Below are 25,605 nucleotides of genomic sequence, written 5' to 3'. Positions count from 1 at the left end.
ATTTTTATAGGGTTAGGTTCAGGCAAGCAGGCGATAGCCCGGCAGCGTCAGGAAGTCGATTAACTCTTCTGAGGTGGTAATTTGTTCCATCAGCCGTGCAGCTTCATCGAAGCGTCCCTGGCTAAAACGCTGGTCGCCCAGCTCGTCCTGAATCACCAACATCTCTTCGGCAAGCATCTGGCGGAACAGCGCTTTCGTCACGGTCTGGCCGTTGCTTAGCGTCTTTTGGTGGTGGATCCATTGCCAGATAGAAGTACGGGAAATTTCAGCGGTCGCGGCATCTTCCATCAGCCCGTAGATAGGCACGCAGCCGTTGCCGGAGATCCACGCCTCGATGTACTGCACCGCAACGCGGATGTTAGCGCGCATACCTTCTTCAGTGCGTTCACCAGGGCAAGGTTCAAGCAACTGTGCCGCAGTAATGGGTGCATCTTCGCTGCGGCTGATGTCCAGCTGGTTCTGGCGCTCACCCAGCGCTTTGCCAAAGACCTCAACAACCGTGTCCGCCAGGCCCGGATGCGCAATCCAGGTACCATCATGGCCGTTGTTGGCCTCCATCTCTTTGTCCGCTTTGACTTTGTTGAGTACCCATTCATTACGCGCGCTGTCTTTGCTCGGGATAAAGGCCGCCATGCCGCCCATCGCAAAGGCACCGCGACGATGGCAGGTCTTGATCAGCAGGCGCGAGTAGGCGTTCAGGAAAGGCTTATCCATCGTCACGGATTGCCTGTCCGGCAGGACGCGATCCGGGTGGTTTTTCAGGGTTTTGATGTAGCTGAAGATGTAGTCCCAACGGCCACAGTTCAGGCCCACTATGTGATCTTTCAAAGCATGCAGGATCTCGTCCATCTGGAAGACAGCAGGCAGTGTTTCGATCAGTAAAGTTGCTTTAATGGTGCCGCGTGGCAGATCGAAGCGATCTTCCGTAAAGCTGAAGACTTCGCTCCACCAGGCCGCTTCCTGCCATGACTGAGTTTTGGGCAGATAGAAATAAGGGCCACTGCCTTTAGCCAGCAGGGTATCCACGTTGTGGAAGAAATAGAGCCCGAAGTCGAACAGGCTGCCAGGGATCGCTTCCCCACGCCAGGTCACGTGTTTTTCAGGCAGATGCAGGCCGCGCACGCGGCAAACCAGTACCGCCGGGTCTGGCTTCAGCTGATAGATTTTTCCCGCTTCGTTTGTCCAGCTAATGGTGCCGTTAATCGCGTCGCGCAGGTTGATTTGCCCGTCGATGACTTTGCTCCAGCTTGGTGCCAGAGAATCTTCGAAGTCGGCCATAAAGACTTTTACGTTAGCATTCAGGGCGTTGATCACCATTTTGCGTTCAACCGGCCCGGTAATTTCTACCCTGCGGTCGAGCAGATCCTGCGGAATACCACGAATCTGCCAGTCACTTTTACGAATGGAATCGGTTTCCGAATTGAAATCAGGAAGCTTTCCGCCGTCGATGGCCTGCTGTTCAGCAATGCGGGATGCCAGCAGCTTGTTGCGCTGTGGGGTAAAGCGACTCGCCAGCTCGCCGAGGAATTCTACGGCTTCCGGGGTGAGGATCTGCTTTTCTTGCTCGCCAAACGGCTGGCTAAAGGCCAGCTCTTCGCTAACTGTCTGTTGTGTCATTCGGTTACTCCTTCGTCTTATCCCGTCGAGACGGCCAAAAGTGAATCGCGCACGGCTGTGCAGTTTTCATGCAACAGAATTAAGACTACTTCATGAATTTTTAAAATCAAAAACAATTTCCATTTTTAATTTTAAATTGATTTATCGTATTGATATTTATGGGATTAAAGTTTAATCAAGGAGGGAAGTGGTTTTCAGAAAAGAAAAAAGGCGCCGAAGGCGCCTGGAATGGGAAGCTGAAACGCTTAATCGAGCGTCGGGTTCATGTGGCGAAGGTCGAATGGCGTAATCTGGTAGACGTAGTAGTTCAGCCAGTTGGTGAACAGCAAATTGCCATGGCTACGCCAGGTCGCGTGAGGTTTTTTCGCCGGATCGTCGCCCGGGAAGTAGTTATAAGGTACCTCGGGCTGAAGCCCCGCATCGACATCGCGGAAGTACTCGCCGGACAGCGTCAGCGCATCATATTCCGGGTGGCCGGTCACGAACGCGATACGCTTATCCCTGCTGCCAAACAGATAGGCATCGCCCTGTTCAGTTTCGGCAAAGATCTCCAGATCGGTGTAATCCCGGATCAGCTGCGCAGGAAAATCAGCATAGCGAGAGTGAGGCGCCAGGAATGAATCATCAAACCCGCGAGTTAGCAAGGCATGGGGCTGAGTAACATGGTGCTCGTAGACACCAGAAAGTTTTTCATCCCGTGTTTGCTTAGGAATACCGTACAAAATATTCAGCGCGGCCTGGACTGCCCAACAGACAAACAGCGTCGAGGTAACATGATCTTTGGCCCATTCCAGTACCTGCTGGATTTGCGGCCAGTAAGCAACATCATTAAATTCAACCAGTCCGAGAGGCGCACCGGTGACGATCAATCCGTCATAGTTGTCGTGTTTAATGTCGTCAAAATTACAATAAAAGTTATTGAGGTGCTCGCCAGGTGTATGGCGAGATTCGCGACTGTCGATGCGCAGCAGCTGGATATCCACCTGCAGTGGAGAGTTGGAAAGCAACCGCAGGAACTGGTTTTCCGTCTCAATTTTCTTTGGCATCAGATTCAGGATCAGTACCTTTAACGGACGTATTTCCTGATTGCTGGCGCGCGATGTCGTCATCACAAAGACGTTTTCTTCACGCAGGAAATTGACGGCTGGTAGCTCGTCCTGCACCCGAATCGGCATAACCTTATATCCTCAAAGCATACGTTTAAACGTTTAGACATCCAGACACCTGACGATACCGAGTTTATGGATCAATGTCGAGTCAGAAGCGAAAAGGTGAAAATGTTTCATTTAAGAGTGATGATGCAGAGTAGATATTTACGCTGGATTGAAGGCAAGGGCGTAGTGAATATGTCTGTTTAAGGAAGGTAAAATATGAAGCGTACAAAAGCAAAAGGCCCAGTCTTTCGACTGAGCCTTTTGCTTTTATTTGATGCCTGGCAGTTGTATGCCGGGCCGTCCTGCCCGTCACCCTGCGGGCAGCCTCCGGCTGTGCAAAATCGTTCCTGACGATTTTGTCCTGCTCTCTGAGAGTTGAAAGTGGCAGAAACCAGAAAACAAAAAACCCCAGCCATCAGGCTGAGGTTTTCTGTTTTATTTGATGCCTGGCAGTTCCCTACTCTCGCATGGGGAGACCCCACACTACCATCGGCGCTACGGCGTTTCACTTCTGAGTTCGGCATGGGGTCAGGTGGGACCACCGCGCTACGGCCGCCAGGCAAATTCTGTTTATTGACCGTTATATTTTTATATAACCATCAACTAAATCCTGAACTAAGCTGAAAATTTACTTCTCTCTAAAACACCTTCGGTGTTGTAAGGTTAAGCCTCACGGATCATTAGTACTGGTTAGCTCAACGTATCGCTACGCTTACACACCCAGCCTATCAACGTCGTAGTCTTCAACGTTCCTTCAGGACTCTCAAGGAGTCAGGGAGAACTCATCTCGGGGCAAGTTTCGCGCTTAGATGCTTTCAGCGCTTATCTCTTCCGCATTTAGCTACCGGGCAATGCCATTGGCATGACAACCCGAACACCAGTGATGCGTCCACTCCGGTCCTCTCGTACTAGGAGCAGCCCCCCTCAATTCTCCAGCGCCCACGGCAGATAGGGACCGAACTGTCTCACGACGTTCTAAACCCAGCTCGCGTACCACTTTAAATGGCGAACAGCCATACCCTTGGGACCTACTTCAGCCCCAGGATGTGATGAGCCGACATCGAGGTGCCAAACACCGCCGTCGATATGAACTCTTGGGCGGTATCAGCCTGTTATCCCCGGAGTACCTTTTATCCGTTGAGCGATGGCCCTTCCATTCAGAACCACCGGATCACTAAGACCTGCTTTCGCACCTGCTCGAGCCGTCACTCTCGCAGTCAAGCTAGCTTATGCCTTTGCACTAACCTCACGATGTCCGACCGTGATTAGCTAACCTTCGTGCTCCTCCGTTACGCTTTAGGAGGAGACCGCCCCAGTCAAACTACCCACCAGACACTGTCCGCAACCCGGATCACGGGTCTACGTTAGAACATCAAACATTAAAGGGTGGTATTTCAAGGTTGGCTCCACGCAGACTGGCGTCCACGCTTCAAAGCCTCCCACCTATCCTACACATCAAGGCTCAATGTTCAGTGTCAAGCTATAGTAAAGGTTCACGGGGTCTTTCCGTCTTGCCGCGGGTACACTGCATCTTCACAGCGATTTCAATTTCACTGAGTCTCGGGTGGAGACAGCCTGGCCATCATTACGCCATTCGTGCAGGTCGGAACTTACCCGACAAGGAATTTCGCTACCTTAGGACCGTTATAGTTACGGCCGCCGTTTACCGGGGCTTCGATCAAGAGCTTCTCCTTGCGGATAACCCCATCAATTAACCTTCCGGCACCGGGCAGGCGTCACACCGTATACGTCCACTTTCGTGTTTGCACAGTGCTGTGTTTTTAATAAACAGTTGCAGCCAGCTGGTATCTTCGACTGCCTTCAGCTCCACCCGCGAGGGGTTTCACCTAACGACAGCGTGCCTTCTCCCGAAGTTACGGCACCATTTTGCCTAGTTCCTTCACCCGAGTTCTCTCAAGCGCCTTGGTATTCTCTACCTGACCACCTGTGTCGGTTTGGGGTACGATTCAATGTTACCTGATGCTTAGAGGCTTTTCCTGGAAGCAGGGCATTTGTTACTTCAGCACCGTAGTGCCTCGTCATCACACCTCAGCGTTAATAAGAGTCCGGATTTACCTAAACTCTCCGCCTACATGCTTAAACCGGGACAACCGTCGCCCGGCTAACATAGCCTTCTCCGTCCCCCCTTCGCAGTAACACCGAGTACAGGAATATTAACCTGTTTCCCATCGACTACGCCTTTCGGCCTCGCCTTAGGGGTCGACTCACCCTGCCCCGATTAACGTTGGACAGGAACCCTTGGTCTTCCGGCGAGCGGGCTTTTCACCCGCTTTATCGTTACTTATGTCAGCATTCGCACTTCTGATACCTCCAGCAAACCTCACAGTTCACCTTCAACGGCTTACAGAACGCTCCCCTACCCAACAACACATAGTGTCGCTGCCGCAGCTTCGGTGCATGGTTTAGCCCCGTTACATCTTCCGCGCAGGCCGACTCGACCAGTGAGCTATTACGCTTTCTTTAAATGATGGCTGCTTCTAAGCCAACATCCTGGCTGTCTGTGCCTTCCCACATCGTTTCCCACTTAACCATGACTTTGGGACCTTAGCTGGCGGTCTGGGTTGTTTCCCTCTTCACGACGGACGTTAGCACCCGCCGTGTGTCTCCCGTGATAACATTCTTCGGTATTCGTAGTTTGCATCGGGTTGGTAAGCCGGGATGGCCCCCTAGCCGAAACAGTGCTCTACCCCCGAAGATGAGTTCACGAGGCGCTACCTAAATAGCTTTCGGGGAGAACCAGCTATCTCCCGGTTTGATTGGCCTTTCACCCCCAGCCACAAGTCATCCGCTAATTTTTCAACATTAGTCGGTTCGGTCCTCCAGTTAGTGTTACCCAACCTTCAACCTGCCCATGGCTAGATCACCGGGTTTCGGGTCTATACCCTGCAACTTAACGCCCAGTTAAGACTCGGTTTCCCTGCGGCTCCCCTATACGGTTAACCTTGCTACAGAATATAAGTCGCTGACCCATTATACAAAAGGTACGCAGTCACCCCATAAAGAGGCTCCCACTGCTTGTACGTACACGGTTTCAGGTTCTTTTTCACTCCCCTCGCCGGGGTTCTTTTCGCCTTTCCCTCACGGTACTGGTTCACTATCGGTCAGTCAGGAGTATTTAGCCTTGGAGGATGGTCCCCCCATATTCAGACAGGATACCACGTGTCCCGCCCTACTCTTCGAACTCACAGCCTGTGCATTTTAGTGTACGGGAGTATCACCCTGTACCCTGCGACTTTCCAGACGCTTCCACTAACACACAAACTGATTCAGGTTCTGGGCTGCTCCCCGTTCGCTCGCCGCTACTGGGGGAATCTCGGTTGATTTCTTTTCCTCGGGGTACTTAGATGTTTCAGTTCCCCCGGTTCGCTTCATTACGCTATGTATTCACGTAATGATAGTGTGTCGAAACACACTGGGTTTCCCCATTCGGAAATCGCCGGCTATAACGGTTCATATCACCTTACCGACGCTTATCGCAGATTAGCACGTCCTTCATCGCCTCTGACTGCCAGGGCATCCACCGTGTACGCTTAGTCGCTTAACCTCACAACCCGAAGATGTTTCGCTTCAGATTATGAAAATTTGAGAGACTCGAACATGTCTTAACCTCATTCTTTATTACGGAAGAATAAGACGACATGTCGTTTCAATTTTCAGCTTGTTCCGGATTGTTAAAGAGCAAATATCTCAAACATGACTCTTTCAAGTCAGCTTTGAGATATATCGGCACGCAACTTTCACTTACATACCAGCAAGTGGCGTCCCCTAGGGGATTCGAACCCCTGTTACCGCCGTGAAAGGGCGGTGTCCTGGGCCTCTAGACGAAGGGGACACTGAAGTCTCAATCGCAAGACGCCTTGCTTCTCTACATCTATCAGACAATCTGTGTGAGCACTACGCGGGTTGTATCTATTAGGTAAGGAGGTGATCCAACCGCAGGTTCCCCTACGGTTACCTTGTTACGACTTCACCCCAGTCATGAATCACAAAGTGGTAAGCGCCCTCCCGAAGGTTAAGCTACCTACTTCTTTTGCAACCCACTCCCATGGTGTGACGGGCGGTGTGTACAAGGCCCGGGAACGTATTCACCGTAGCATTCTGATCTACGATTACTAGCGATTCCGACTTCATGGAGTCGAGTTGCAGACTCCAATCCGGACTACGACGCACTTTATGAGGTCCGCTTGCTCTCGCGAGGTCGCTTCTCTTTGTATGCGCCATTGTAGCACGTGTGTAGCCCTACTCGTAAGGGCCATGATGACTTGACGTCATCCCCACCTTCCTCCAGTTTATCACTGGCAGTCTCCTTTGAGTTCCCGGCCGAACCGCTGGCAACAAAGGATAAGGGTTGCGCTCGTTGCGGGACTTAACCCAACATTTCACAACACGAGCTGACGACAGCCATGCAGCACCTGTCTCAGAGTTCCCGAAGGCACCAATCCATCTCTGGAAAGTTCTCTGGATGTCAAGAGTAGGTAAGGTTCTTCGCGTTGCATCGAATTAAACCACATGCTCCACCGCTTGTGCGGGCCCCCGTCAATTCATTTGAGTTTTAACCTTGCGGCCGTACTCCCCAGGCGGTCGACTTAACGCGTTAGCTCCGGAAGCCACGCCTCAAGGGCACAACCTCCAAGTCGACATCGTTTACGGCGTGGACTACCAGGGTATCTAATCCTGTTTGCTCCCCACGCTTTCGCACCTGAGCGTCAGTCTTTGTCCAGGGGGCCGCCTTCGCCACCGGTATTCCTCCAGATCTCTACGCATTTCACCGCTACACCTGGAATTCTACCCCCCTCTACAAGACTCAAGCTTGCCAGTTTCGAATGCAGTTCCCAGGTTGAGCCCGGGGATTTCACATCCGACTTAACAAACCGCCTGCGTGCGCTTTACGCCCAGTAATTCCGATTAACGCTTGCACCCTCCGTATTACCGCGGCTGCTGGCACGGAGTTAGCCGGTGCTTCTTCTGCGAGTAACGTCAATCGCTAAGGTTATTAACCTTAACGCCTTCCTCCTCGCTGAAAGTACTTTACAACCCGAAGGCCTTCTTCATACACGCGGCATGGCTGCATCAGGCTTGCGCCCATTGTGCAATATTCCCCACTGCTGCCTCCCGTAGGAGTCTGGACCGTGTCTCAGTTCCAGTGTGGCTGGTCATCCTCTCAGACCAGCTAGGGATCGTCGCCTAGGTGAGCCATTACCTCACCTACTAGCTAATCCCATCTGGGTTCATCTGATGGCAAGAGGCCCGAAGGTCCCCCTCTTTGGTCTTGCGACGTTATGCGGTATTAGCTACCGTTTCCAGTAGTTATCCCCCTCCATCAGGCAGATCCCCAGACATTACTCACCCGTCCGCCGCTCGTCACCCAGGAGCAAGCTCCCCGTGCTACCGCTCGACTTGCATGTGTTAGGCCTGCCGCCAGCGTTCAATCTGAGCCATGATCAAACTCTTCAATTTAAAAGTGTTTGATGCTCAAAGAATTAAAACTGTTTATAAAATCAGTAGTCACTCTTCAAGACTTGATATTTGTTTGCATCCGAAGATGCTGAGATATCAATCCTGCGAGTGCCCACACAGATTGTCTGATAAATTGTTAAAGAGCAGTGAGTCAGTCGCTTTCGCTTGCTAACTCGAGGTGGCGTATAATACGCTTTCCTCTTTCAGAGTCAACCCTTAATTTCAGGATTTTTCACTCTCATCGCCGCCGTTACTCTGTGATGTTGTTCACATGTTCCGTGTCGATGGAGGCGCATTATAGGGAGTTCTCCCGGCGCTGCAATACTAAAATGACAGAAAAATGACTGACTGCTGCATTCCACAGCAAAACCCCGCCTTATACCCTTTTGCACACAGACTTATCCACAATCCGGATTTGAACTTAAAATTCGCGAGCGTGACGCAAACGTTTTCGCTACAATGCACCGCGATAAAATGGACACCCCCGATGGGGGCGTTAGCTGAGTTTTCGTCTCTTCTTTTCCTTAATTTCCCTTTTCTGCACCGCCAGAACTAAGGTGAAGACTAAAATTCAGCTAACGCTCTTCTATATGCGAACCAAAGCCAAGGGATAAAACCATGTCACAACGTCGTCCTGTACGCCGCGCACTGCTCAGTGTTTCTGACAAAGCCGGTATCGTCGAATTCGCTCAGGCCCTCTCCCAACGTGGAGTGGAGCTGCTGTCCACCGGCGGAACCGCCCGCCTGCTGGCAGAAGCAAACCTGCCGGTAACCGAAGTCTCCGACTACACCGGTTTCCCGGAGATGATGGACGGACGCGTCAAAACGCTGCACCCGAAAGTTCACGGCGGCATTCTTGGCCGTCGCGGTCAGGACGATGCCATCATGGCGGAGCACGCCATCTCTCCTATTGATATGGTCGTCGTTAACCTTTATCCGTTTGCCCAGACCGTTGCCCGCGAAGGCTGCTCTTTAGAAGATGCGGTTGAGAATATCGACATCGGCGGCCCAACCATGGTTCGCTCCGCGGCCAAGAACCATAAAGATGTGGCGATCGTAGTAAAGAGCAGCGACTACCAGGCGATCGTTGCCGAGCTGGACGCGAACGAAGGATCCCTGACGCTGGAAACTCGCTTCGATCTGGCGATCAAAGCTTTCGAGCACACTGCGGCCTACGACGGCATGATCGCTAACTACTTCGGTAGCCTGGTCCCGGCCTATCACGGCGAAAGTAAAGATCCTGCCGGGCGCTTCCCACGCACGCTGAACCTGAACTTCATTAAGAAGCAGGATATGCGCTATGGCGAAAACAGCCATCAGCAGGCCGCCTTCTATATAGAAGAAGAAATTAAAGAAGCATCCGTGGCAACCGCGACCCAGGTTCAGGGCAAAGCGCTCTCCTATAACAACATCGCGGATACCGATGCGGCACTGGAATGTGTGAAAGAGTTCGACGAACCGGCCTGCGTTATCGTTAAACACGCTAACCCTTGCGGCGTGGCCGTCAGTGGTTCCGTACTCGAAGCCTACAACCAGGCTTATAAAACTGATCCAACCTCGGCCTTCGGCGGCATCATCGCTTTCAACCGTGAGCTGGACGCAGAAACCGCACAGGCCATTATTTCTCGCCAGTTCGTCGAGGTCATTATCGCCCCTTCAGCTAGCGAAGAAGCGCTGAAGATCACCGCGGCTAAACAGAACGTTCGCGTCCTGGTTTGCGGCCAGTGGCAGAAACGCACAGCTGGCCTCGATTTCAAACGCGTCAATGGCGGCCTGCTGGTTCAGGATCGTGATTTAGGTATGGTGACCGCAGGCGATCTGCGCGTAGTCACTAAACGTCAGCCGACCGAGCAAGAACTGCATGATGCACTGTTCTGCTGGAAAGTGGCGAAGTTCGTTAAATCCAATGCCATCGTTTATGCCCGTGACAATATGACCATCGGCATAGGCGCAGGCCAGATGAGCCGCGTCTACTCAGCCAAAATTGCCGGTATCAAAGCCAGCGATGAAGGCCTGGAAGTGAAAGGTTCGGCTATGGCTTCTGATGCTTTCTTCCCGTTCCGCGATGGCATTGATGCCGCAGCCGAAGCTGGCGTGAGCTGCGTTATCCAGCCGGGCGGGTCAATTCGTGATGATGAAGTCATTGCCGCCGCCGACGAGCATGGGATCGCAATGATCTTCACCGGCATGCGCCACTTCCGCCATTAATTACCGGAGCGTTTATAGATGAAAGTTTTAGTTATTGGCAACGGCGGGCGCGAGCATGCGCTGGCCTGGAAAGCGGCTCAGTCTCCTTTAGTACGTACTGTATTTGTTGCGCCAGGTAACGCGGGCACCGCACTGGAACCTGCGCTGCAGAACGTTGCTATTAGCGCGACAGATATTCCAGCTTTGCTTAGCTTTGCGCAGAACGAAAACATCGACTTAACCATCGTCGGCCCGGAAGCGCCGCTGGTGATTGGCGTGGTGGATGCATTCCGCGCCGCTGGCCTGAAAATCTTCGGGCCTACCGAAGGGGCGGCACAGCTGGAAGGCTCGAAGGCTTTTACCAAAGACTTCCTGGCTCGCCACAACATCCCGACGGCGGAATACCAGAACTTTACCGAAGTTGAGCCTGCGCTGGCTTACCTGCGCGAGAAAGGCGCACCTATTGTGATTAAGGCCGACGGCCTGGCTGCGGGTAAAGGCGTTATTGTGGCGATGACGCTGGAAGAAGCGGAAGCTGCCGTCAATGACATGCTGGCCGGGAACGCGTTTGGCGATGCGGGCCACCGCATTGTTATTGAAGAGTTCCTCGATGGCGAAGAAGCCAGCTTTATTGTGATGGTAGATGGCGAGCACGTTCTGCCGATGGCCACCAGCCAGGATCATAAACGCGTTGGCGACGGCGATACTGGCCCGAACACCGGCGGCATGGGCGCATACTCTCCCGCGCCGGTTGTGACTGATGAAGTCCATCAACGCACCATGGAACGCGTGATTTGGCCGACCGTGCGCGGTATGGCTGCCGAAGGGAATACCTACACAGGCTTCCTGTATGCCGGGTTGATGATCGACAAGCAGGGCAATCCGAAGGTGATTGAGTTCAACTGCCGCTTTGGTGACCCGGAAACTCAGCCCATCATGCTGCGCTTGCAGTCAGATCTGGTTGAGCTTTGCCTCGCCGCCTGCGACGGCAAGCTGGATGAGAAAGATTCTAAATGGGATGAGCGTCCAGCTCTGGGCATCGTACTGGCAGCAGGCGGTTATCCGGCCGATTATCGCAACGGCGACGTTATCCACGGTCTGCCGCTGGAAGAAGTGGCCGACGGCAAGGTGTTCCACGCCGGGACTAAGCTCAGCGAAGATGACCGCGTGCTCACCAACGGCGGGCGCGTATTATGCGTGACTGCGTTGGGCGAAACGGTAGCAAAAGCGCAACAGCGCGCGCTGGAGCTGAAAAAAGATATTCACTGGGATGGCAGTTTCAGCCGCTCGGATATCGGCTATCGCGCCATTGCGCGTGAAAACACGAAGTAATCCAGAAAGTACACACTAAACCGCCCGCGTGGCGGTTTTTTTACGCCTAGAAATCGCCAGGCTTAGGCTGCCAGCTGCAGAAGTTCTGGTTCGCCACCAGCAGCAGCTGTGAACCTTCCGGGGCTTCCAGCCAGGCAATGCTGACGTCAAGGGAGGAGTGGCTCTGACGGCGTGCTATATGGCTCAGGGAGGCGCTATCAAGCTTTGGCGATAATGTTTCGCCTTCGCAGGTCGTTACCGTGCCGTTCTGGTGCCAGCGCCCCTGGCGCAGCACAACGTGGCCGATGCGCAGCGCTTCGCTGGTCTCACGAATACGATTGGCGTTGAACTGGTACAAAGCCACCTGATCGTTAGAAAGCTGCTGCTTCTGGCTATTCACTTCCCGCTGCATAAAGCTCAGGTCGCCGTGGTCGTCAAAGCGGACTTTGACATGCTCCGGCTGCTTGCCCTGAATATTGAGTTCGATAAAGGTCAGTTTGTCACCCTGCCAGCGGTATTCACCGGTGGTAGTGGCGCCGTGCTGCCACGGGCTAAACGCGGTAAGGATATGGGTGGATTCATCGGCGTTGTCTTTTCGCCAGATGCGCACCACGCCCTGATCGGCAACATAGCCGGTAGCGGTAAAAGGAGGGAGTTTGTTACTGCTGCATGCCGTGAGCGCCAGTACACCCGCCAGCGCCAGTAGTGGACGCCAGACGGACAAAAGGGGCGTAAACGCCCCTCTGTTAAAACTGTTCACTGACACGCGTTAACTTACTTAACCGCGTCTTTCAGTGCTTTACCAGAAACAAATGCCGGCACGTTAGCAGCAGCAATTTTGATTTCTTTACCGGTCTGCGGGTTGCGGCCAGTGCGCTCAGCACGGTGGTTCACTTTGAAGGTACCGAAACCAACCAGTTGTACAGCATCACCTTCTTTCAGAGACTCAGTAATTGCAGCCAGAGTGGATTCCAGAGCAGCTTTAGCCTGTGCTTTAGACAGGTCAGCCTTGTCAGCAATTACATCAATCAGTTGAGTCTTGTTCATAAGTTATCCTTACAATGTGTTTATCGCTTGCTAAGCATCGAGTGCGACGGAAATGCCTAAAAAGCACTCTCCTGCATACACGCACCGATAGCCACTTTTATTCGCCCCACAAATGTAGACCAGACGGGGGGTTAATTGGAAGCCTCCAGGGAGGACAAATCAGACTGTATGTCACGTTTTACTGTCTTACTGCTGCAAATTTATACCGATATTACTGATGCCGGCCTCACGGAGGTCAGCACGAAGCCCTTTAATGAGCTCAATATCGCGTTCTTCGCAGTCCGCCAGCAGCCGGAAAATCTCCCACTGAATGTCCCATTCTTCTTCTACCGCCGGGTTTGCTCTCAACTCCTCGTCGGTCATTTCGCGACCGGCCTGAGTCATTTCCAGCATCGCCACCGAAGTGATTGAACATTTACTGACTTCGATTGCGTGCTCCAGCGTTTCACCCGAGAGACGGGAGTGAATAAGCTCACTCAACGCCACGCACGCGTCAATCGCCGGATAGACACCGTAAATATCATAGTCGTCAGCCGCAGGAATTGCCTCTTCAAGTTTCTCTAACTGACTATCAAAGTTCACTTTGGCGTCTTTCACCGTTTGGGTTTCCCAAACCAGGTCAAGGATCTTGCGATAAAGCTGGGGATCGCCAAAGCCGGTTTGCTGGCAAAACATGGCGTAGTTCGGGTACATACGCTCGCACAAAGAAGCCATAAAAGTGACGTGCTGCCAGCTTTCCAGCTTCTCCAGGCGTAAATGAATAGGGTTCTGTAACATGACGGTGTCTCAAAGACGGAAAATTAGCGGCAGTTTACCTGAATCACCTGCCGATTGCTTGCAGGCGCTTAAAAGCCGGGCGCCCGGAGGCAACGGCATCGGCCCAACGGGTTGGCTCCGGAAGACGGTAACCGGCCATGCAGCGCTCGACCCATGTTAATGCGCCGTCGAGGCTTACGCGGTGCCCGGTAGAAATAAACAAAGGATTACAGCGTTTTTTACTGCGCCAGACCCACGCCAGTTGCTCGCCTTTGTCCATCAACGGCGCACGAGCGGCGGGTTCTTCCCCCAACGGTTCAAACTTCCCGCACAACCGCTTTTTCGCCACGCCAATCGTCGGCACATCCACCAGCAGCCCAAAATGGCTGGCAACCCCTAAACGACGGGGATGCGAGATGCCGTGTCCGTCCACAAACACCAGATCGGGCTTCTGTGAAAGCATCCCCCACGCCTCAAGCAACGCGGGATATTCGCGGAAGGATAAAAAACCGGGGATATAAGGCATGGTGGTGGCAATTCTTGCCACCTGATATTCAACCAACTCAAGAGACGGATAGCTCAACAAAACGATGGCCGCGCGGGTGACGTCTCCGCCTTGTTCAAACCCCACATCGGCCCCGGCGATCAACCGCGGTGGATCCTGCTCAAGGCGATCTTCGCGGATCACTTTTGAGGCCAGATCCAGCTGTTGCTCTCGCAGTACGGTGAGATCCATCTCTTGCTACCTTAAGCGCGGTGATATTGCGCAGACAGGCGATGCACGGCTTCCACAAAGACGCCTGCATGCTCTGGCGGAACATCCTGGTGAATACCATGCCCAAGGTTAAAGACGTGCCCTTCCCCCTGCCCGAAACCTGCCAGAATGGTGGCAACTTCTTCTTCGATGCGTGCCGGCTGAGCGTAGAGCATGGAAGGGTCCATATTCCCCTGCAGCGCGACTTTATGACCTACGCGGCGACGTGCATCTGCAATATCCGTTGTCCAGTCGAGGCCCAGTGCATCACACCCGGTTTCCGCCATCGCTTCAAGCCACTGCCCGCCGCCTTTGGTGAACAACGTCACCGGCACACGGCGGCCATCGTTTTCACGCAGCAGGCCATCGACGATTTTGTGCATGTAATAGAGCGAGAATTCTTTGTAATCACGTCCGCTCAGCACGCCGCCCCAGGTGTCAAAGATCATCACCGACTGCGCGCCCGCGCGGATTTGCGCATTCAGGTACAGCGTCACGCTCTGCGCCAACTTGTCCAGCAACAGGTGCAGCGCTTTCGGGTCGGCAAACATCATTTTCTTAATCACGGTGAAGGCTTTGCTGCTACCGCCTTCCACCATATAAGTGGCCAGCGTCCACGGGCTGCCGGAGAAGCCAATCAGCGGCACTTCGCCCTTCAGTTCACGACGAATCGTGCGCACCGCGTTCATCACGTATGCCAGCTCGCCTTCCGGATCGGGAATCGGCAGCTTTTGAACATCGGCCAGGCTTTGAATCGGGGAGCTAAAGCGTGGGCCTTCACCGGCTTCAAAATACAACCCAAGCCCCATCGCGTCCGGGATGGTCAGAATGTCCGAGAAGAGGATCGCCGCATCAAGCGCATAACGGCGCAGCGGTTGCAGGGTGACTTCGCAGGCCAGCTCAGCATTTTTGCACAGCGACATAAAGTCACCTGCCTGAGCGCGCGTCGCCTTATATTCCGGCAAATAACGCCCTGCCTGGCGCATCATCCACACCGGGGTGACATCTACCGGCAAGCGCTGCAGGGCGCGCAGGTAACGATCGTTCTTCAGTTCAGTCATTTTTACCTTTCCTTTAGCTGTATCGCCGCAGTCTATCATTCATAGTCCGCGCGACACAGGGCGACGGTATCTTCAATTAAGCGGCGTGCCACGGTGCCCGGCGGCGGCAATAGCGGCAGTTGGTCATAGCGATACCAGCCCGCATCCAGCAGTTCTTTCGGGTCAATTTTGATTTCGCCGCTGTGGTAATCCGCCATAAAGGCGGTCATTAGCGACTGCGGGAACGGCCAAGGCTGGGAAGTCACGTAGCGCAGGTTTTTCACCTGAATACTGCTCTCTTCCATGACTTCGCGCGCTACCGCCTGCTCCAGCGTTTCGCCGACCTCGACAAATCCGGCCAGGACGGTGTAAACGCCGTTGCGATGCCGCGTGTGCTGAGCCAGCAGGATATGATCGTCCTTACGGATAGCGACAATAATGCAGGGGGCAATTTGCGGGTAATACCGTTCCCGGCAGTGCCCACAGAGCATTGCCCATTCGCTTTTGCTGAAGTGCATTTCATGGCCGCAGTAACCGCAATACTTATGCGAGCGATAAAACTCGGCCAGCTGAACGCCTCGCCCGGCCAGTTGGAACAGGCCCACATCGCGATCCAGAAGCTGGCGCAGCGAGCCCATGTCCGAGCGGCGGTTTTCACGAATCAGCCAGACGGGCTCACCTTCCCACTCACCAATATCCAGAGCACGGGTGCCTACGAGCTGAAATTCTTCCGCGCTGCCGTGAGGTAAGTCACCCTGCGGCAACCATATTTTTTGCTCATGGCTGACTATCCACCAACCATGATCTAAGTTTTGAATAACACGTTCCATAACCTGGTGCACATCCCCGTGTTCACTGATATAAACAATTAGTTTTTACTTTTTTGGGTTAGTTTGCGTTCAATCTTTTAACTCACGGAGTCTCAATCATGCTGAACCAGTTAGCCAATCTGACTGAGCGCGTTGGTGGTAGTAATGAGTTAGTTGACCATTGGCTGCAGGCCCGTAAGCACCTGTTGGTCGCCTATTACAACATGGTCGGGATCAAGCCTAACAAGGAATCGCACACCGCGCTCGACGAAAAAGCGTTAGACAATTTTTGCCACGGCCTGGTGGATTACCTCTCTTCCGGTCATTTCAGTATCTACGAGCGAATCATCAGCAACCTGGAAGGCAGTAGCCCGCTGCTAAGCGCAGCTCAGCTCTACCCTCAACTGGAAGCCAACACCCAGCAAATCATGGACCTCTACGACTCCCACCTGGAAAACGCCATCGACCGCGACAGCTGGGTCGAGTTTCAGCAGGCGCTGTCGGAGATTGGCGAGTGCCTGGGGTCCCGCTTCACCCTTGAAGATAAACTAGTCCTCCTGGCTATTGATAACAACCTCGACGGCAGCGCCAGCGATCCTGCCGGGCTGGCAAGTCCGGCTTGAGTTGTTAGCTATTAACGAGTAATTTACAACTTTCCCACCGCAAGGTGGGATCATTCTTGTCGGAGTGCCGAGTGCGTTAAGCACCGGCTGAGACCGTTAATTCGGGATCCGCGGAACCTGATCAGGTTAGAACCTGCGAAGGGAACAAGAGTAATTCTGTCTTTGGGTACACCCGTTTTCGGGCGGCCCATATCCATTACTCCTTCCGTTGTCCTGACAAGCCATATCCTGACTAAACCTGGAATGAGCTATGTCTGCATCTGAAAACAAACCTGGCCGCCGTGAACAACGCGCCGCCGCCCAACACTTTATCAATACGCTTGAAGGTACCGCCTTCCCTAACTCCAGACGCATCTATCTGACCGGGTCACGCGAAGATATCCGCATCCCGATGCGCGAAATCCAGCTCAGCCCAACGCTCACTGGCGGGAGCAAAGATGCCCCGCAATATCAGCCGAACGATGCAGTTCCCGTCTACGATACCTCCGGTCCTTATGGCGATCCGGACATCTCAATAAACGTGTTACACGGGATATCTCCCCTACGCAGCGCATGGATTGCCGACCGGCGTGACAGCGAAGCACTGGATGAACGCAGCTCCGCTTACACAAAAGCGCGTCTTGCCGACGACGGCCTGGACGAATTGCGCTTTGAAACTCAGTCCAAACCTCGCCGGGCAATAGCCGGACAATGCGTCACCCAGTTGCATTACGCCCGCAAAGGCCTTGTCACCCCGGAGATGGAATTCATCGCCATTCGCGAAAATATGGGGCGCGAGCGTATTCGTGATGCCGTCCTGCGCCACCAGCATCCCGGCGAAGGGTTTGGGGCCCGCCTGCCGGAAAACATCACGCCGGAGTTTGTCCGCGATGAAGTCGCCGCCGGGCGAGCGATTATTCCCGCCAATATCAACCACCCGGAATCAGAGCCGATGATTATCGGTCGCAATTTCCTGGTGAAGGTCAATGCCAATATCGGCAACTCGGCGGTCACGTCTTCTATTGAAGAGGAGGTGGAGAAGCTAGTCTGGGCAACACGCTGGGGGGCAGACACGGTGATGGACCTTTCAACCGGCCGCTATATTCACGAAACGCGGGAATGGATCCTGCGTAATAGCCCGGTGCCCATCGGCACGGTGCCAATCTACCAGGCACTGGAGAAGGCGAACGGTATCGCCGAAGACCTGAGCTGGGAGATGTTCCGCGACACGCTGCTGGAGCAGGCAGAGCAAGGCGTGGATTACTTCACCATTCACGCTGGAGTGCTGCTTCGCTATGTTCCGATGACCGCGAAGCGCCTGACCGGAATTGTGTCGCGCGGTGGATCAATTATGGCAAAGTGGTGCCTGTCCCATCATCAGGAAAACTTCCTGTATCAGCACTTCCGTGAAATCTGCGAAATCTGCGCCGCCTATGACGTTTCCCTTTCTCTGGGCGATGGCTTACGTCCGGGCTCCATCCAGGATGCCAACGACGAAGCTCAGTTTGCCGAACTGCATACGCTGGGCGAGTTGACCAAAATTGCCTGGGAGTACGATGTCCAGGTGATGATTGAAGGCCCGGGGCATGTGCCGATGCAGATGATTCGCCGCAACATGACCGAAGAACTGGAGCATTGTCACGAAGCACCTTTCTACACCCTTGGTCCGCTCACGACCGATATCGCGCCGGGCTATGACCACTTCACCTCCGGCATTGGCGCCGCCATGATTGGCTGGTTTGGTTGTGCGATGCTTTGCTACGTCACGCCGAAAGAGCACCTCGGCCTGCCGAACAAAGAGGACGTTAAGCAGGGGCTGATCACTTACAAGATTGCCGCTCACGCCGCGGACCTGGCCAAAGGGCATCCGGGCGCGCAAATACGCGACAACGCGATGTCCAAAGCACGCTTTGAATTCCGCTGGGAAGATCAGTTCAACCTGGCGCTCGACCCCTTCACCGCCCGCGCTTACCACGATGAAACCCTGCCGCAGGAATCCGGCAAAGTCGCGCATTTCTGTTCCATGTGCGGCCCGAAGTTTTGCTCTATGAAGATCACCCAGGAAGTGCGCGACTACGCCTCAAAACAGGCGAGAGATGCTGGCATGGAAGATATGTCTCAGCACTTCCGCGCCCGGGGCGGTGAAATTTATCTCAGACAAGAGGAAGCATAATGTCCAGACTCATTTTCCCAGCCACGTCACGCAGGCTGGGCCTTTATCCAGTCGTCGACAGCGTGGAGTGGATCGAACGCCTCCTCGGGGCGGGCGTCAAAACCATCCAGCTCCGCATTAAAGATAAACGCGATGCAGACGTTGAAGCTGACGTTATCGCCGCCATTGCGCTGGGCGAACGCTACAACGCTCGCCTGTTCATCAACGACTACTGGCGACTGGCCATCAAACACGGTGCTTATGGCGTACATCTCGGCCAGGAAGATATGGATGTCGCCAATCTGGCGGCGATAAGCGAAGCCGGGCTTCGGCTGGGGCTTTCAACCCACGACAACATGGAAATGGATCGCGCCTTAAGCGCGAACCCGTCCTACATTGCGCTGGGCCATGTCTTCCCTACCCAAACCAAGCAAATGCCCTCCTCCCCGCAGGGGCTGAATAAGCTGGCAGAACATATCCAGACGCTGGGTGATTATTCCACCGTCGCCATCGGCGGGATAAGCATCGATCGTGTGCCTGCCGTGTTAGCTACCGGCGTGGGCAGCGTCGCCGTCGTCAGCGCCATTACGCAGGCTCCCGACTGGCGTATCGCCACGGCGAAGCTACTCGAACTGGCAGGAACCGGCGATGAATGATGCGGATTTTATGCGCTATAGCCGCCAGCTGCTGCTGGAAGACGTGGCGATTGAAGGGCAGGAAAAACTGCTGTCCAGCACGGCGTTGGTCGTCGGTCTGGGCGGCTTAGGTTCACCCGCCGCGCTGTATCTCGCCGCCGCTGGTGTAGGCAAGCTTATCGTCGCGGACGATGACAGGGTGCATATCAGCAATCTCCAGCGCCAGATCCTGTTCACTTCAGAAGATATTGAGCACCCGAAATCCTCCGCAGCCCACCAGCATCTGCAACGCCTGAACCCAGGCGTAAAAATTGTTCCTCTGGCAGAGAGGCTGACGGGTACTTCTCTGACAGAAGCCGTGCGCGAGGCCGACGTGGTGCTGGACTGCAGCGATAATATGGCAACCCGCCAGGCGGTCAACACCGCCTGCGTAGCCTCGAATACACCTCTTATCACCGCCAGCGCCGTCGGTTTTGGCGGCCAGATGATGGTCCTGACGCCGCCCTGGGAGCATGGCTGCTACCGCTGCGTCTGGCCTGACGAGAGTGAACCCGAACGCAACTGCCGCACCTCCGGCGTCATCGGCCCGGTCGTGGGCGTGATGGGTACCCTTCAGGCGCTGGAAGCCATTAAATTGCTGACCGGTATGGCACCGGCTACTGGCGAGCTGCGTCTGTTTGACGCCCGGCAGCACAGCTGGCGCACGCTGGCGATGCAAAAATCAGCCACCTGCCCGGTCTGCGGAGGCCACGATGCGCATTCAGTTTAACGATGAACCTCTGGAATGTACGGCTGGCCTGACGCTCGCAGCCCTTCTGGCCCAGCTTGATCAGGGCAAAACTGGCGCGGCGCTCGCCGTTAATCAAACCATTATCCCGCGCGACCAGTGGAGCAATCATCTGCTGTGCGAGGGCGATACCATTCTGCTGTTTCAGGCAATTGCCGGGGGCTGACATGTTACAGATTGCCGATAAAACCTTTTCCTCTCGCCTGTTCACCGGCACCGGAAAATTCTCCTCCAGCCAGATGATGATCGACGCGATTCGTACTTCTGGCTCACAGCTTGTCACCATGGCAATGAAACGCGTGGATTTACGTGGTCATAGTGATGACATTCTTCTGCCGCTGCAGCAGGCGGGCGTGCATCTGTTGCCCAATACTTCCGGGGCAAAAACGGCAGAAGAAGCGATTTTTGCGGCCCAGCTTGCCCGCGAAGCGCTGGGAACAAACTGGGTTAAGCTGGAAATTCATCCTGATGCCCGCTATTTACTTCCTGACCCGATTGAAACGCTGAAGGCCGCCGAAACGCTGGTCAAACAAGGATTTGTGGTGCTGCCTTACTGCGGCGCCGACCCCGTGCTCTGCAAACGCCTCGAGGAAGCTGGCTGTGCGGCCGTGATGCCGCTCGGCGCGCCCATCGGTTCAAATCAGGGTTTGCAAACCCGCGCTCTGCTGGAAATCATCATTGAGCAATCCCGTGTGCCGGTTGTGGTAGATGCCGGGATCGGCGCACCAAGCCATGCAGCTGAAGCGTTAGAAATGGGGGCTTCTGCCGTGCTGGTCAATACCGCCATAGCGGTCGCCCGTGATCCGGTGCAAATGGCTCAGGCGTTCCGTCTGGCCGTGGAAGCTGGAACCCTTGCGGCACAGGCCGGGTTAGGCTATCGCCACCAGCAGGCGCAGGCCTCCAGCCCGCTGACCAGTTTCCTGCAGTTTAGCGAGGAGAATGCCTGATGGCGGAAACCTTTACCGACCGCTGGCGGCAGCTGGACTGGGACGATATTACGCTGAGCATTAACGGTAAGACGGCGGCGGACGTCGAACGGGCAATTCACTCGCCCCGTCTGACGCGCGAGGACTTGATGGCTTTGCTCTCCCCCGCCGCCAGCCGCTACCTCGAGCCTCTTGCCCAGCGGGCGCAGCAGCTTACGCGCCAGCGCTTCGGCAACACCGTCAGTTTTTACGTGCCGCTCTATCTCTCTAACCTGTGCGCCAACGACTGCACCTATTGCGGTTTTTCCATGAGTAATAAGCTGAAACGCAAAACGCTGGATGAAGCGGAAATTGAGCGCGAATGCGAGGCAATCCGGAAGCTGGGGTTCGAACATCTTTTGCTGGTGACCGGAGAACACCAGACCAAAGTCGGCATGGATTATTTCCGCCAGCATCTGCCGGCGATCCGCAGCCGCTTTAGTTCGCTGCACATGGAAGTCCAGCCGCTGGACGAGCATGAGTATGCCGAACTCAAAACCCTCGGGCTTGATGGCGTGATGGTGTACCAGGAAACCTATCACCCGACGACCTACGCCCAGCACCATCTGAAAGGCAACAAGCAGGATTTCTTCTGGCGGCTGGAAACACCCGACAGGCTGGGCCGCGCAGGCATCGATAAAATCGGCCTTGGCGCGCTGATTGGGCTGTCGGACAGCTGGCGCACCGACTGTTTTATGGTGGCTGAACATCTGCTCTGGCTACAGCAGCGTTACTGGCAAAGCCGCTATTCTATCTCCTTCCCACGCCTGCGCCCGTGTACCGGCGGCGTAGAACCAGCCTCAATCATGACTGAACAGCAGCTGGTACAGGTGATCTGTGCATTCCGCCTGCTTGCGCCGGACGTGGAACTGTCGCTTTCAACCAGAGAATCACCGTGGTTCCGCGACCACGTGATCCCACTGGCGATTAATAACGTCAGCGCCTTTTCGAAAACGCAGCCCGGCGGCTATGCCGATAATCACCCGGAACTTGAGCAGTTTGCGCCTCACGATGGGCGAACGCCGCAGGAAGTGGCTGCCGTGCTCCGTCAGTCAGGTTTGCAGCCTGTCTGGAAGGACTGGGATCACTTTTTGGGAAGGAACGCGCAACCCTGATGTAACACACGGCAAGCGGAAGGATAAGTCTCGACGTTTCCCGTAAGAACATCGATCGGTCATTGTCACCTCCCAGCCGTTCAAATACTGTCCTCCGGTCAGCGCAGATGACTGACCGGAGCGGCAGCAAACGCTTCCTCATGCCGCTCCGCCTTCACAACTGCCGTCTTGATTCTTCGAGAAAAAGCAAAAATGTAACCGGTTTCAGTTTTCTGTGGTTTCTTTTGTGATACCTGACACACAATCGGGTTAAAGCAGTTGTTGCCGCCCCCTCTGCCGGATAAATATCTCTGTATCCTTCGGACATTGAGAGCGAACTATGAAAAATATCGTGTTGTGTTGTGCTGCCGGTATGTCGACCAGCATTCTGGTTCAACGTATGGTTGATGCCGCACAAAAGAAAGGCATCGAAGTCTCAATCAAGGCTGTGCCCGTAGCAGAGTTTAAAGAGAACATCGAACGCGCCGACATCGTTCTGCTTGGTCCGCAGGTGAAATATGAGCAGGCCAAACTTCAGGCCCTTGCCGATCCTCTGGGTAAAAAAGTCGCCGTTATCGACATGATGGATTACGGTTTGATGAAGGGCGACGTGGTGCTTGATAAAGCCCTGAAAATGATGGAGTAAGATGTGGAAGATTTAGAATCAATTATTATGGAACTGCTGGTCAACGCCGGCAGCGCACGTAGCCAGGCCCTGACTGCTCTGCAGCTGGCACGTAAAGGTGATTTTGAAGGTGCCGAGAAGGCAATGGAAGAGTCACACGAATTCGTTAAACACGCTCATAAAATCCAGACCCAGCTGATTGGCCTGGATGAAGGCTCCGGCAAACTGCCGGTAAACCTGATTACCGTTCACTCTCAGGATCACCTGATGAACGCGATGGTCATTCAGGATCTGGCCACCGATATGATTGAGCTTTACCGCCGCCTGCCGCTGGTGAAATAAGTTCGCTCAGCCCCACCAGACAAAATGTCCGCATTGCGGGCATTTTGTTTTTCATCTACGTCTACTGCTAAAAGTCGAGATCTGCCTTTCGCCTTGTTTTGTGGCATAACACTGCATAAAGCCTTGAGCTGCATCGACAGAGATTACTATGCCCGCCATCCCACTGCCTTTTTACACGTTAACTGTTCTCCTTCTTCTACTGTTGAAGATCCTGTTTTCCAGGCATGCGGAATACCGTAATGCAGCGATATTCCTTTCGGGATGTGCAATCCTGCTCCTGATGTCGGCGCTACGGTGGACGTTTGATGCCGTCATTCTGCGCCAGCTCCAGTCTCTGGCCGCAATTGCACTTCCGCCACTGGCCTGGTACTGCTTCGCCAGCCTGCCCAGGCAGCGCGGTGGGCCAAAACACGCAGCCTACTGGCTTGCTCCTGTTTCAGCGCTGATCGTGAATCTCGCGGCGCCAGCGATGACGGATATCGCGTTGATGTTCTTGTTCATCGGATATGGCTCTGCCTTGATCAAAATATCCCACCAGGGCGTTGATACCTTTATTTTTAGCCGATTAAGCGACGCTAACATCACAGCATCAATGGCTTTTTTCGCAGGTTGTTTTCTTTGTTTTTCCGGCGGAATTGATTTCGCAATAGCGGTAGATTTTCATTTTTTTGAAGGCGTGCAGGCTCCGATATTGGTGGCGCTATCCCAGACGCTGCTACTGCCGTTTATCGGCATGGCTGTTGTATTTAAGAGCCAAATTGCCCCACCACCAAAGGTGCTTAGCGCTCAGAAAGACGCCGTACCGGAGCACAATGACGAGGCGCTGGCGGCGCTATATCATCATATTGAGAAAACCCTTTTAGAAGATAATCTGTTTCTTGATCCCGACATTACGCTCAGCCTCATCGGAAAAGCATCCGGGGTAGCGCCACGGCAGCTTTCACGGGCCGTAAATCAGATCTGCGGCTGTAATGTCTCTCAGTGGGTCAACGGGTTTCGCGTCAGGCACGCTCAGGCGCTGTTGCGAAATACCCGTATCCCCGTGACCCAAATCATGCTGGACTCAGGTTTCTCAACAAAATCTCACTTCAATAAAGAATTTGCCCGCCTTAGTGGGTCAACCCCGACGGACTTCCGGCGTTTAGCGGGTGAAAATCCAGTGCCTGATTAACAAATTCGCCGATCTCACGACCAAGAGAAGCATGGATGGCAGCTCTACTGACGGAGCCACCATCCTGGCAGACAATGCCTTCGCCCGGGTTTGCTTGCTCAATAAGTTCGGTAGCTCCTGGCTTACATAATTGCATAAAGCTGAAGTGCGTCGCCCCCGGGACGCTAACATCGCGGCGCTGTTTTTGAGGAATATAACGTGCCAGATAAGCCGACTCGAGACTGGCAGGTAACTCTTCGCTGTCTGACTGGGCAGACATGACCAAAACGGGGATTGCTATTTGCGCCAGGCTGGCGGGTGAAAAACCTCGGGCCAGGCCAAGATCGAGCGAGACAATGGCTTTTATACGCGGATCGCGAGCGTCTTTCGACAATGGCATCGCTGATTCCTGCCGGTCTATCCCTAAGGTGTGCAGCAGTTTACAGCCAGACAATACTGAATGCAGTTTACAATCCTGCAAGAACCGATCAGCGTCAAACCGCCCACCAGCCAGTTCTATCACTGTCCAACCGCCTAATGAATGCCCTACGGCCGCGATGCGCTGCGGATCGATCTTCCCGGCAATGTCTGGCGAGGTCATCAATGCATCCAATACTCGCCGGAGATCCTGGGGACGCTGCCAAAGCCGTTGCGCTTCGGCCTCATTTTTATTGCCAAATGTTGTCCCGGGGTGATTCACCGCCGCAACAATATAGCCCTGAGCGGCCATCAGACTTGCCAGCCAGTTCAGATTGCGCCAGCTACCGCCATACCCATGGGAGAGCAGCAACAACGGGTGCACTTCATTGTCCGGGGTGGCGTTCAGTAACGCGTGAGTCCCCATAGATACAACGTTATCGCCAACAAGCTCTGGATTACCCGTCTGCCGGGTCGGATACCAAACGGCCATTTCAAGAGGCCGGGCACCCTGTTCATCCAGTAGGCGCTGGCGAAAAGCGGTTTCACCATAAGCCGTTTGGCTAAACATGCAGAACAAACTAAAAAGGAAAAAGATCCGTGACATTGTGATTCTCCGGTGAAGTAAACAGAGCGGCATTCTGCTTGTCTCCACGGGGCGAATCGTCCTGAAACACGATCGA

Annotated in this window: 21 protein-coding genes, 1 tRNA gene, 3 rRNA genes and 1 riboswitch; of the genes, 12 read left to right on the top strand and 13 right to left on the bottom strand. The window is 54.2% G+C overall.

Translation table 11 applies throughout. The features are described 5' to 3' along the window. Positions 1 to 18: 18 nt before the first annotated feature. The 6 genes from aceB to LH23_RS06425 all read right to left on the bottom strand — a co-directional run bounded on the left by aceB (position 19) and on the right by LH23_RS06425 (position 8,249). A complete protein-coding gene (gene aceB / locus LH23_RS06450; RefSeq protein WP_039289283.1) occupies positions 19 to 1,617 on the bottom strand; it encodes a malate synthase A in 1,599 nt (532 codons plus the stop codon). A gap of 245 nt (positions 1,618 to 1,862) precedes the next feature. Further along, complete coding sequence (gene metA, locus LH23_RS06445; protein ID WP_039289281.1) at positions 1,863 to 2,792, bottom strand: homoserine O-acetyltransferase MetA; 930 nt, start codon at positions 2,790 to 2,792, stop codon at positions 1,863 to 1,865. 423 nt (positions 2,793 to 3,215) lie between these two features. Then, positions 3,216 to 3,331 (bottom strand): 5S ribosomal RNA (gene rrf / locus LH23_RS06440). A 99-nt stretch (positions 3,332 to 3,430) separates the two neighbouring features. Further along, positions 3,431 to 6,336, bottom strand: a 23S ribosomal RNA gene (locus tag LH23_RS06435). Positions 6,337 to 6,548: 212 nt separating this feature from the next. Continuing rightward, positions 6,549 to 6,624, bottom strand: a tRNA-Glu gene (locus LH23_RS06430). 85 nt (positions 6,625 to 6,709) lie between these two features. After that, a 16S ribosomal RNA gene (locus tag LH23_RS06425) occupies positions 6,710 to 8,249 on the bottom strand. The 16S, 23S and 5S rRNA genes sit together here with 1 tRNA gene alongside, the layout of an rRNA operon. 618 nt (positions 8,250 to 8,867) lie before the next feature. Between LH23_RS06425 and purH the strand changes: the two genes are divergently transcribed. Beyond that, on the top strand, positions 8,868 to 10,457 hold the full coding sequence (purH, locus tag LH23_RS06420) for a bifunctional phosphoribosylaminoimidazolecarboxamide formyltransferase/IMP cyclohydrolase (protein ID WP_039289279.1): 1,590 nt from the start codon (positions 8,868 to 8,870) through the stop codon (positions 10,455 to 10,457). Between the two features lie 18 nt (positions 10,458 to 10,475). Next, positions 10,476 to 11,768, top strand: a complete 1,293-nt coding sequence (gene purD, locus LH23_RS06415; protein ID WP_039289277.1) for a phosphoribosylamine--glycine ligase — start codon at positions 10,476 to 10,478, stop codon at positions 11,766 to 11,768. A 46-nt stretch (positions 11,769 to 11,814) separates the two neighbouring features. Here the strand turns inward: purD and LH23_RS06410 are convergent, their stop codons facing one another. From LH23_RS06410 to nudC, 6 genes are all read right to left on the bottom strand, one after another. Then, complete coding sequence (locus tag LH23_RS06410) at positions 11,815 to 12,507, bottom strand: DUF1481 domain-containing protein (RefSeq protein WP_039289275.1); 693 nt, start codon at positions 12,505 to 12,507, stop codon at positions 11,815 to 11,817. Positions 12,508 to 12,521: 14 nt separating this feature from the next. Then, entirely contained in the window at positions 12,522 to 12,794 is a 273-nt protein-coding gene (hupA, locus tag LH23_RS06405) for a nucleoid-associated protein HU-alpha (protein ID WP_002884342.1), read from the bottom strand. Positions 12,795 to 12,980: 186 nt separating this feature from the next. Next, entirely contained in the window at positions 12,981 to 13,571 is a 591-nt protein-coding gene (locus LH23_RS06400; RefSeq protein ID WP_008460165.1) for a YjaG family protein, read from the bottom strand. Between the two features lie 43 nt (positions 13,572 to 13,614). Next, positions 13,615 to 14,286: a deoxyribonuclease V gene (gene nfi, locus LH23_RS06395; protein WP_039289272.1), complete on the bottom strand. Its 672-nt coding sequence runs from the start codon at positions 14,284 to 14,286 to the stop codon at positions 13,615 to 13,617. Between the two features lie 11 nt (positions 14,287 to 14,297). Further along, the gene (gene hemE, locus LH23_RS06390) at positions 14,298 to 15,365 is read right to left on the bottom strand and encodes a uroporphyrinogen decarboxylase (RefSeq protein ID WP_039289270.1); all 1,068 of its coding nucleotides are present in this window, start codon (positions 15,363 to 15,365) and stop codon (positions 14,298 to 14,300) included. Positions 15,366 to 15,400: 35 nt separating this feature from the next. Then, positions 15,401 to 16,174 (bottom strand): NAD(+) diphosphatase, encoded by a 774-nt coding sequence (gene nudC / locus LH23_RS06385; RefSeq protein ID WP_039289268.1) that lies wholly within the window; start codon positions 16,172 to 16,174, stop codon positions 15,401 to 15,403. Positions 16,175 to 16,272: 98 nt separating this feature from the next. On the opposite strand from nudC, the gene LH23_RS06380 reads away from it, so the two are divergent. From LH23_RS06380 to LH23_RS06335, 10 genes are all read left to right on the top strand, one after another. Continuing rightward, entirely contained in the window at positions 16,273 to 16,776 is a 504-nt protein-coding gene (locus LH23_RS06380) for an Rsd/AlgQ family anti-sigma factor (protein WP_039289266.1), read from the top strand. A 50-nt stretch (positions 16,777 to 16,826) separates the two neighbouring features. Continuing rightward, a riboswitch (TPP riboswitch) is annotated at positions 16,827 to 16,937 on the top strand. Between the two features lie 89 nt (positions 16,938 to 17,026). Next, complete coding sequence (gene thiC, locus LH23_RS06375) at positions 17,027 to 18,928, top strand: phosphomethylpyrimidine synthase ThiC (protein ID WP_039289265.1); 1,902 nt, start codon at positions 17,027 to 17,029, stop codon at positions 18,926 to 18,928. Continuing rightward, complete coding sequence (thiE, locus tag LH23_RS06370) at positions 18,928 to 19,563, top strand: thiamine phosphate synthase (RefSeq protein ID WP_039289263.1); 636 nt, start codon at positions 18,928 to 18,930, stop codon at positions 19,561 to 19,563. Before thiC ends, thiE begins: the two co-directional genes overlap by 1 nt. Further along, the gene (locus LH23_RS06365) at positions 19,556 to 20,311 is read left to right on the top strand and encodes a HesA/MoeB/ThiF family protein (protein ID WP_039289262.1); all 756 of its coding nucleotides are present in this window, start codon (positions 19,556 to 19,558) and stop codon (positions 20,309 to 20,311) included. The genes thiE and LH23_RS06365 overlap by 8 nt, the downstream gene beginning before the upstream one ends. Beyond that, a complete protein-coding gene (thiS, locus tag LH23_RS06360; protein WP_039289261.1) occupies positions 20,295 to 20,495 on the top strand; it encodes a sulfur carrier protein ThiS in 201 nt (66 codons plus the stop codon). Before LH23_RS06365 ends, thiS begins: the two co-directional genes overlap by 17 nt. A 1-nt stretch (position 20,496) precedes the next feature. Further along, the gene (gene thiG, locus LH23_RS06355) at positions 20,497 to 21,276 is read left to right on the top strand and encodes a thiazole synthase (RefSeq protein WP_039289260.1); all 780 of its coding nucleotides are present in this window, start codon (positions 20,497 to 20,499) and stop codon (positions 21,274 to 21,276) included. Further along, positions 21,276 to 22,409 (top strand): 2-iminoacetate synthase ThiH, encoded by a 1,134-nt coding sequence (gene thiH, locus LH23_RS06350; RefSeq protein ID WP_039289259.1) that lies wholly within the window; start codon positions 21,276 to 21,278, stop codon positions 22,407 to 22,409. The genes thiG and thiH overlap by 1 nt, the downstream gene beginning before the upstream one ends. Positions 22,410 to 22,728: 319 nt before the next feature. After that, positions 22,729 to 23,034 carry a PTS sugar transporter subunit IIB gene (locus LH23_RS06345; protein WP_008460154.1) on the top strand — a complete coding sequence of 102 codons (306 nt, stop codon included), beginning with the start codon at positions 22,729 to 22,731 and terminating at the stop codon, positions 23,032 to 23,034. Positions 23,035 to 23,037: 3 nt separating this feature from the next. Beyond that, on the top strand, positions 23,038 to 23,355 hold the full coding sequence (locus tag LH23_RS06340) for a PTS lactose/cellobiose transporter subunit IIA (protein ID WP_008460153.1): 318 nt from the start codon (positions 23,038 to 23,040) through the stop codon (positions 23,353 to 23,355). A 148-nt stretch (positions 23,356 to 23,503) separates the two neighbouring features. After that, the gene (locus LH23_RS06335; protein ID WP_039289258.1) at positions 23,504 to 24,526 is read left to right on the top strand and encodes a helix-turn-helix domain-containing protein; all 1,023 of its coding nucleotides are present in this window, start codon (positions 23,504 to 23,506) and stop codon (positions 24,524 to 24,526) included. Here LH23_RS06335 and LH23_RS06330 read toward each other — a convergent pair. Next, a complete protein-coding gene (locus tag LH23_RS06330) occupies positions 24,465 to 25,529 on the bottom strand; it encodes an alpha/beta hydrolase family protein (RefSeq protein WP_052050134.1) in 1,065 nt (354 codons plus the stop codon). The two genes, LH23_RS06335 and LH23_RS06330, sit on opposite strands and share 62 nt — an antisense overlap. Positions 25,530 to 25,605: the final 76 nt, after the last annotated feature.

Origin of the sequence: Cedecea neteri (genome assembly GCF_000758305.1) — a bacterium.
GTDB lineage: Bacteria > Pseudomonadota > Gammaproteobacteria > Enterobacterales > Enterobacteriaceae > Cedecea > Cedecea neteri_C.
Note: the sequence above shows the minus strand (reverse complement) of the source record. Positions and strands in the feature narration are given on the sequence as shown.

Excerpts from the sequence above, each read along its gene's own strand:
- aceB (WP_039289283.1), bottom strand. The coding sequence starts at position 1,617 with ATGACACAACAGACAGTTAGCGAAGAGCTGGCCTTTAGCCAGCCGTTT.
- metA (WP_039289281.1), bottom strand. The coding sequence starts at position 2,792 with ATGCCGATTCGGGTGCAGGACGAGCTACCAGCCGTCAATTTCCTGCGT.
- purH (WP_039289279.1), top strand. The coding sequence starts at position 8,868 with ATGTCACAACGTCGTCCTGTACGCCGCGCACTGCTCAGTGTTTCTGAC.
- purD (WP_039289277.1), top strand. The coding sequence starts at position 10,476 with ATGAAAGTTTTAGTTATTGGCAACGGCGGGCGCGAGCATGCGCTGGCC.
- hupA (WP_002884342.1), bottom strand. The coding sequence starts at position 12,794 with ATGAACAAGACTCAACTGATTGATGTAATTGCTGACAAGGCTGACCTG.
- LH23_RS06400 (WP_008460165.1), bottom strand. The coding sequence starts at position 13,571 with ATGTTACAGAACCCTATTCATTTACGCCTGGAGAAGCTGGAAAGCTGG.
- nfi (WP_039289272.1), bottom strand. The coding sequence starts at position 14,286 with ATGGATCTCACCGTACTGCGAGAGCAACAGCTGGATCTGGCCTCAAAA.
- hemE (WP_039289270.1), bottom strand. The coding sequence starts at position 15,365 with ATGACTGAACTGAAGAACGATCGTTACCTGCGCGCCCTGCAGCGCTTG.
- nudC (WP_039289268.1), bottom strand. The coding sequence starts at position 16,174 with ATGGAACGTGTTATTCAAAACTTAGATCATGGTTGGTGGATAGTCAGC.
- LH23_RS06380 (WP_039289266.1), top strand. The coding sequence starts at position 16,273 with ATGCTGAACCAGTTAGCCAATCTGACTGAGCGCGTTGGTGGTAGTAAT.
- thiC (WP_039289265.1), top strand. The coding sequence starts at position 17,027 with ATGTCTGCATCTGAAAACAAACCTGGCCGCCGTGAACAACGCGCCGCC.
- thiE (WP_039289263.1), top strand. The coding sequence starts at position 18,928 with ATGTCCAGACTCATTTTCCCAGCCACGTCACGCAGGCTGGGCCTTTAT.
- LH23_RS06365 (WP_039289262.1), top strand. The coding sequence starts at position 19,556 with ATGAATGATGCGGATTTTATGCGCTATAGCCGCCAGCTGCTGCTGGAA.
- thiS (WP_039289261.1), top strand. The coding sequence starts at position 20,295 with ATGCGCATTCAGTTTAACGATGAACCTCTGGAATGTACGGCTGGCCTG.
- thiG (WP_039289260.1), top strand. The coding sequence starts at position 20,497 with ATGTTACAGATTGCCGATAAAACCTTTTCCTCTCGCCTGTTCACCGGC.
- thiH (WP_039289259.1), top strand. The coding sequence starts at position 21,276 with ATGGCGGAAACCTTTACCGACCGCTGGCGGCAGCTGGACTGGGACGAT.
- LH23_RS06345 (WP_008460154.1), top strand. The coding sequence starts at position 22,729 with ATGAAAAATATCGTGTTGTGTTGTGCTGCCGGTATGTCGACCAGCATT.
- LH23_RS06335 (WP_039289258.1), top strand. The coding sequence starts at position 23,504 with ATGCCCGCCATCCCACTGCCTTTTTACACGTTAACTGTTCTCCTTCTT.
- LH23_RS06330 (WP_052050134.1), bottom strand. The coding sequence starts at position 25,529 with ATGTCACGGATCTTTTTCCTTTTTAGTTTGTTCTGCATGTTTAGCCAA.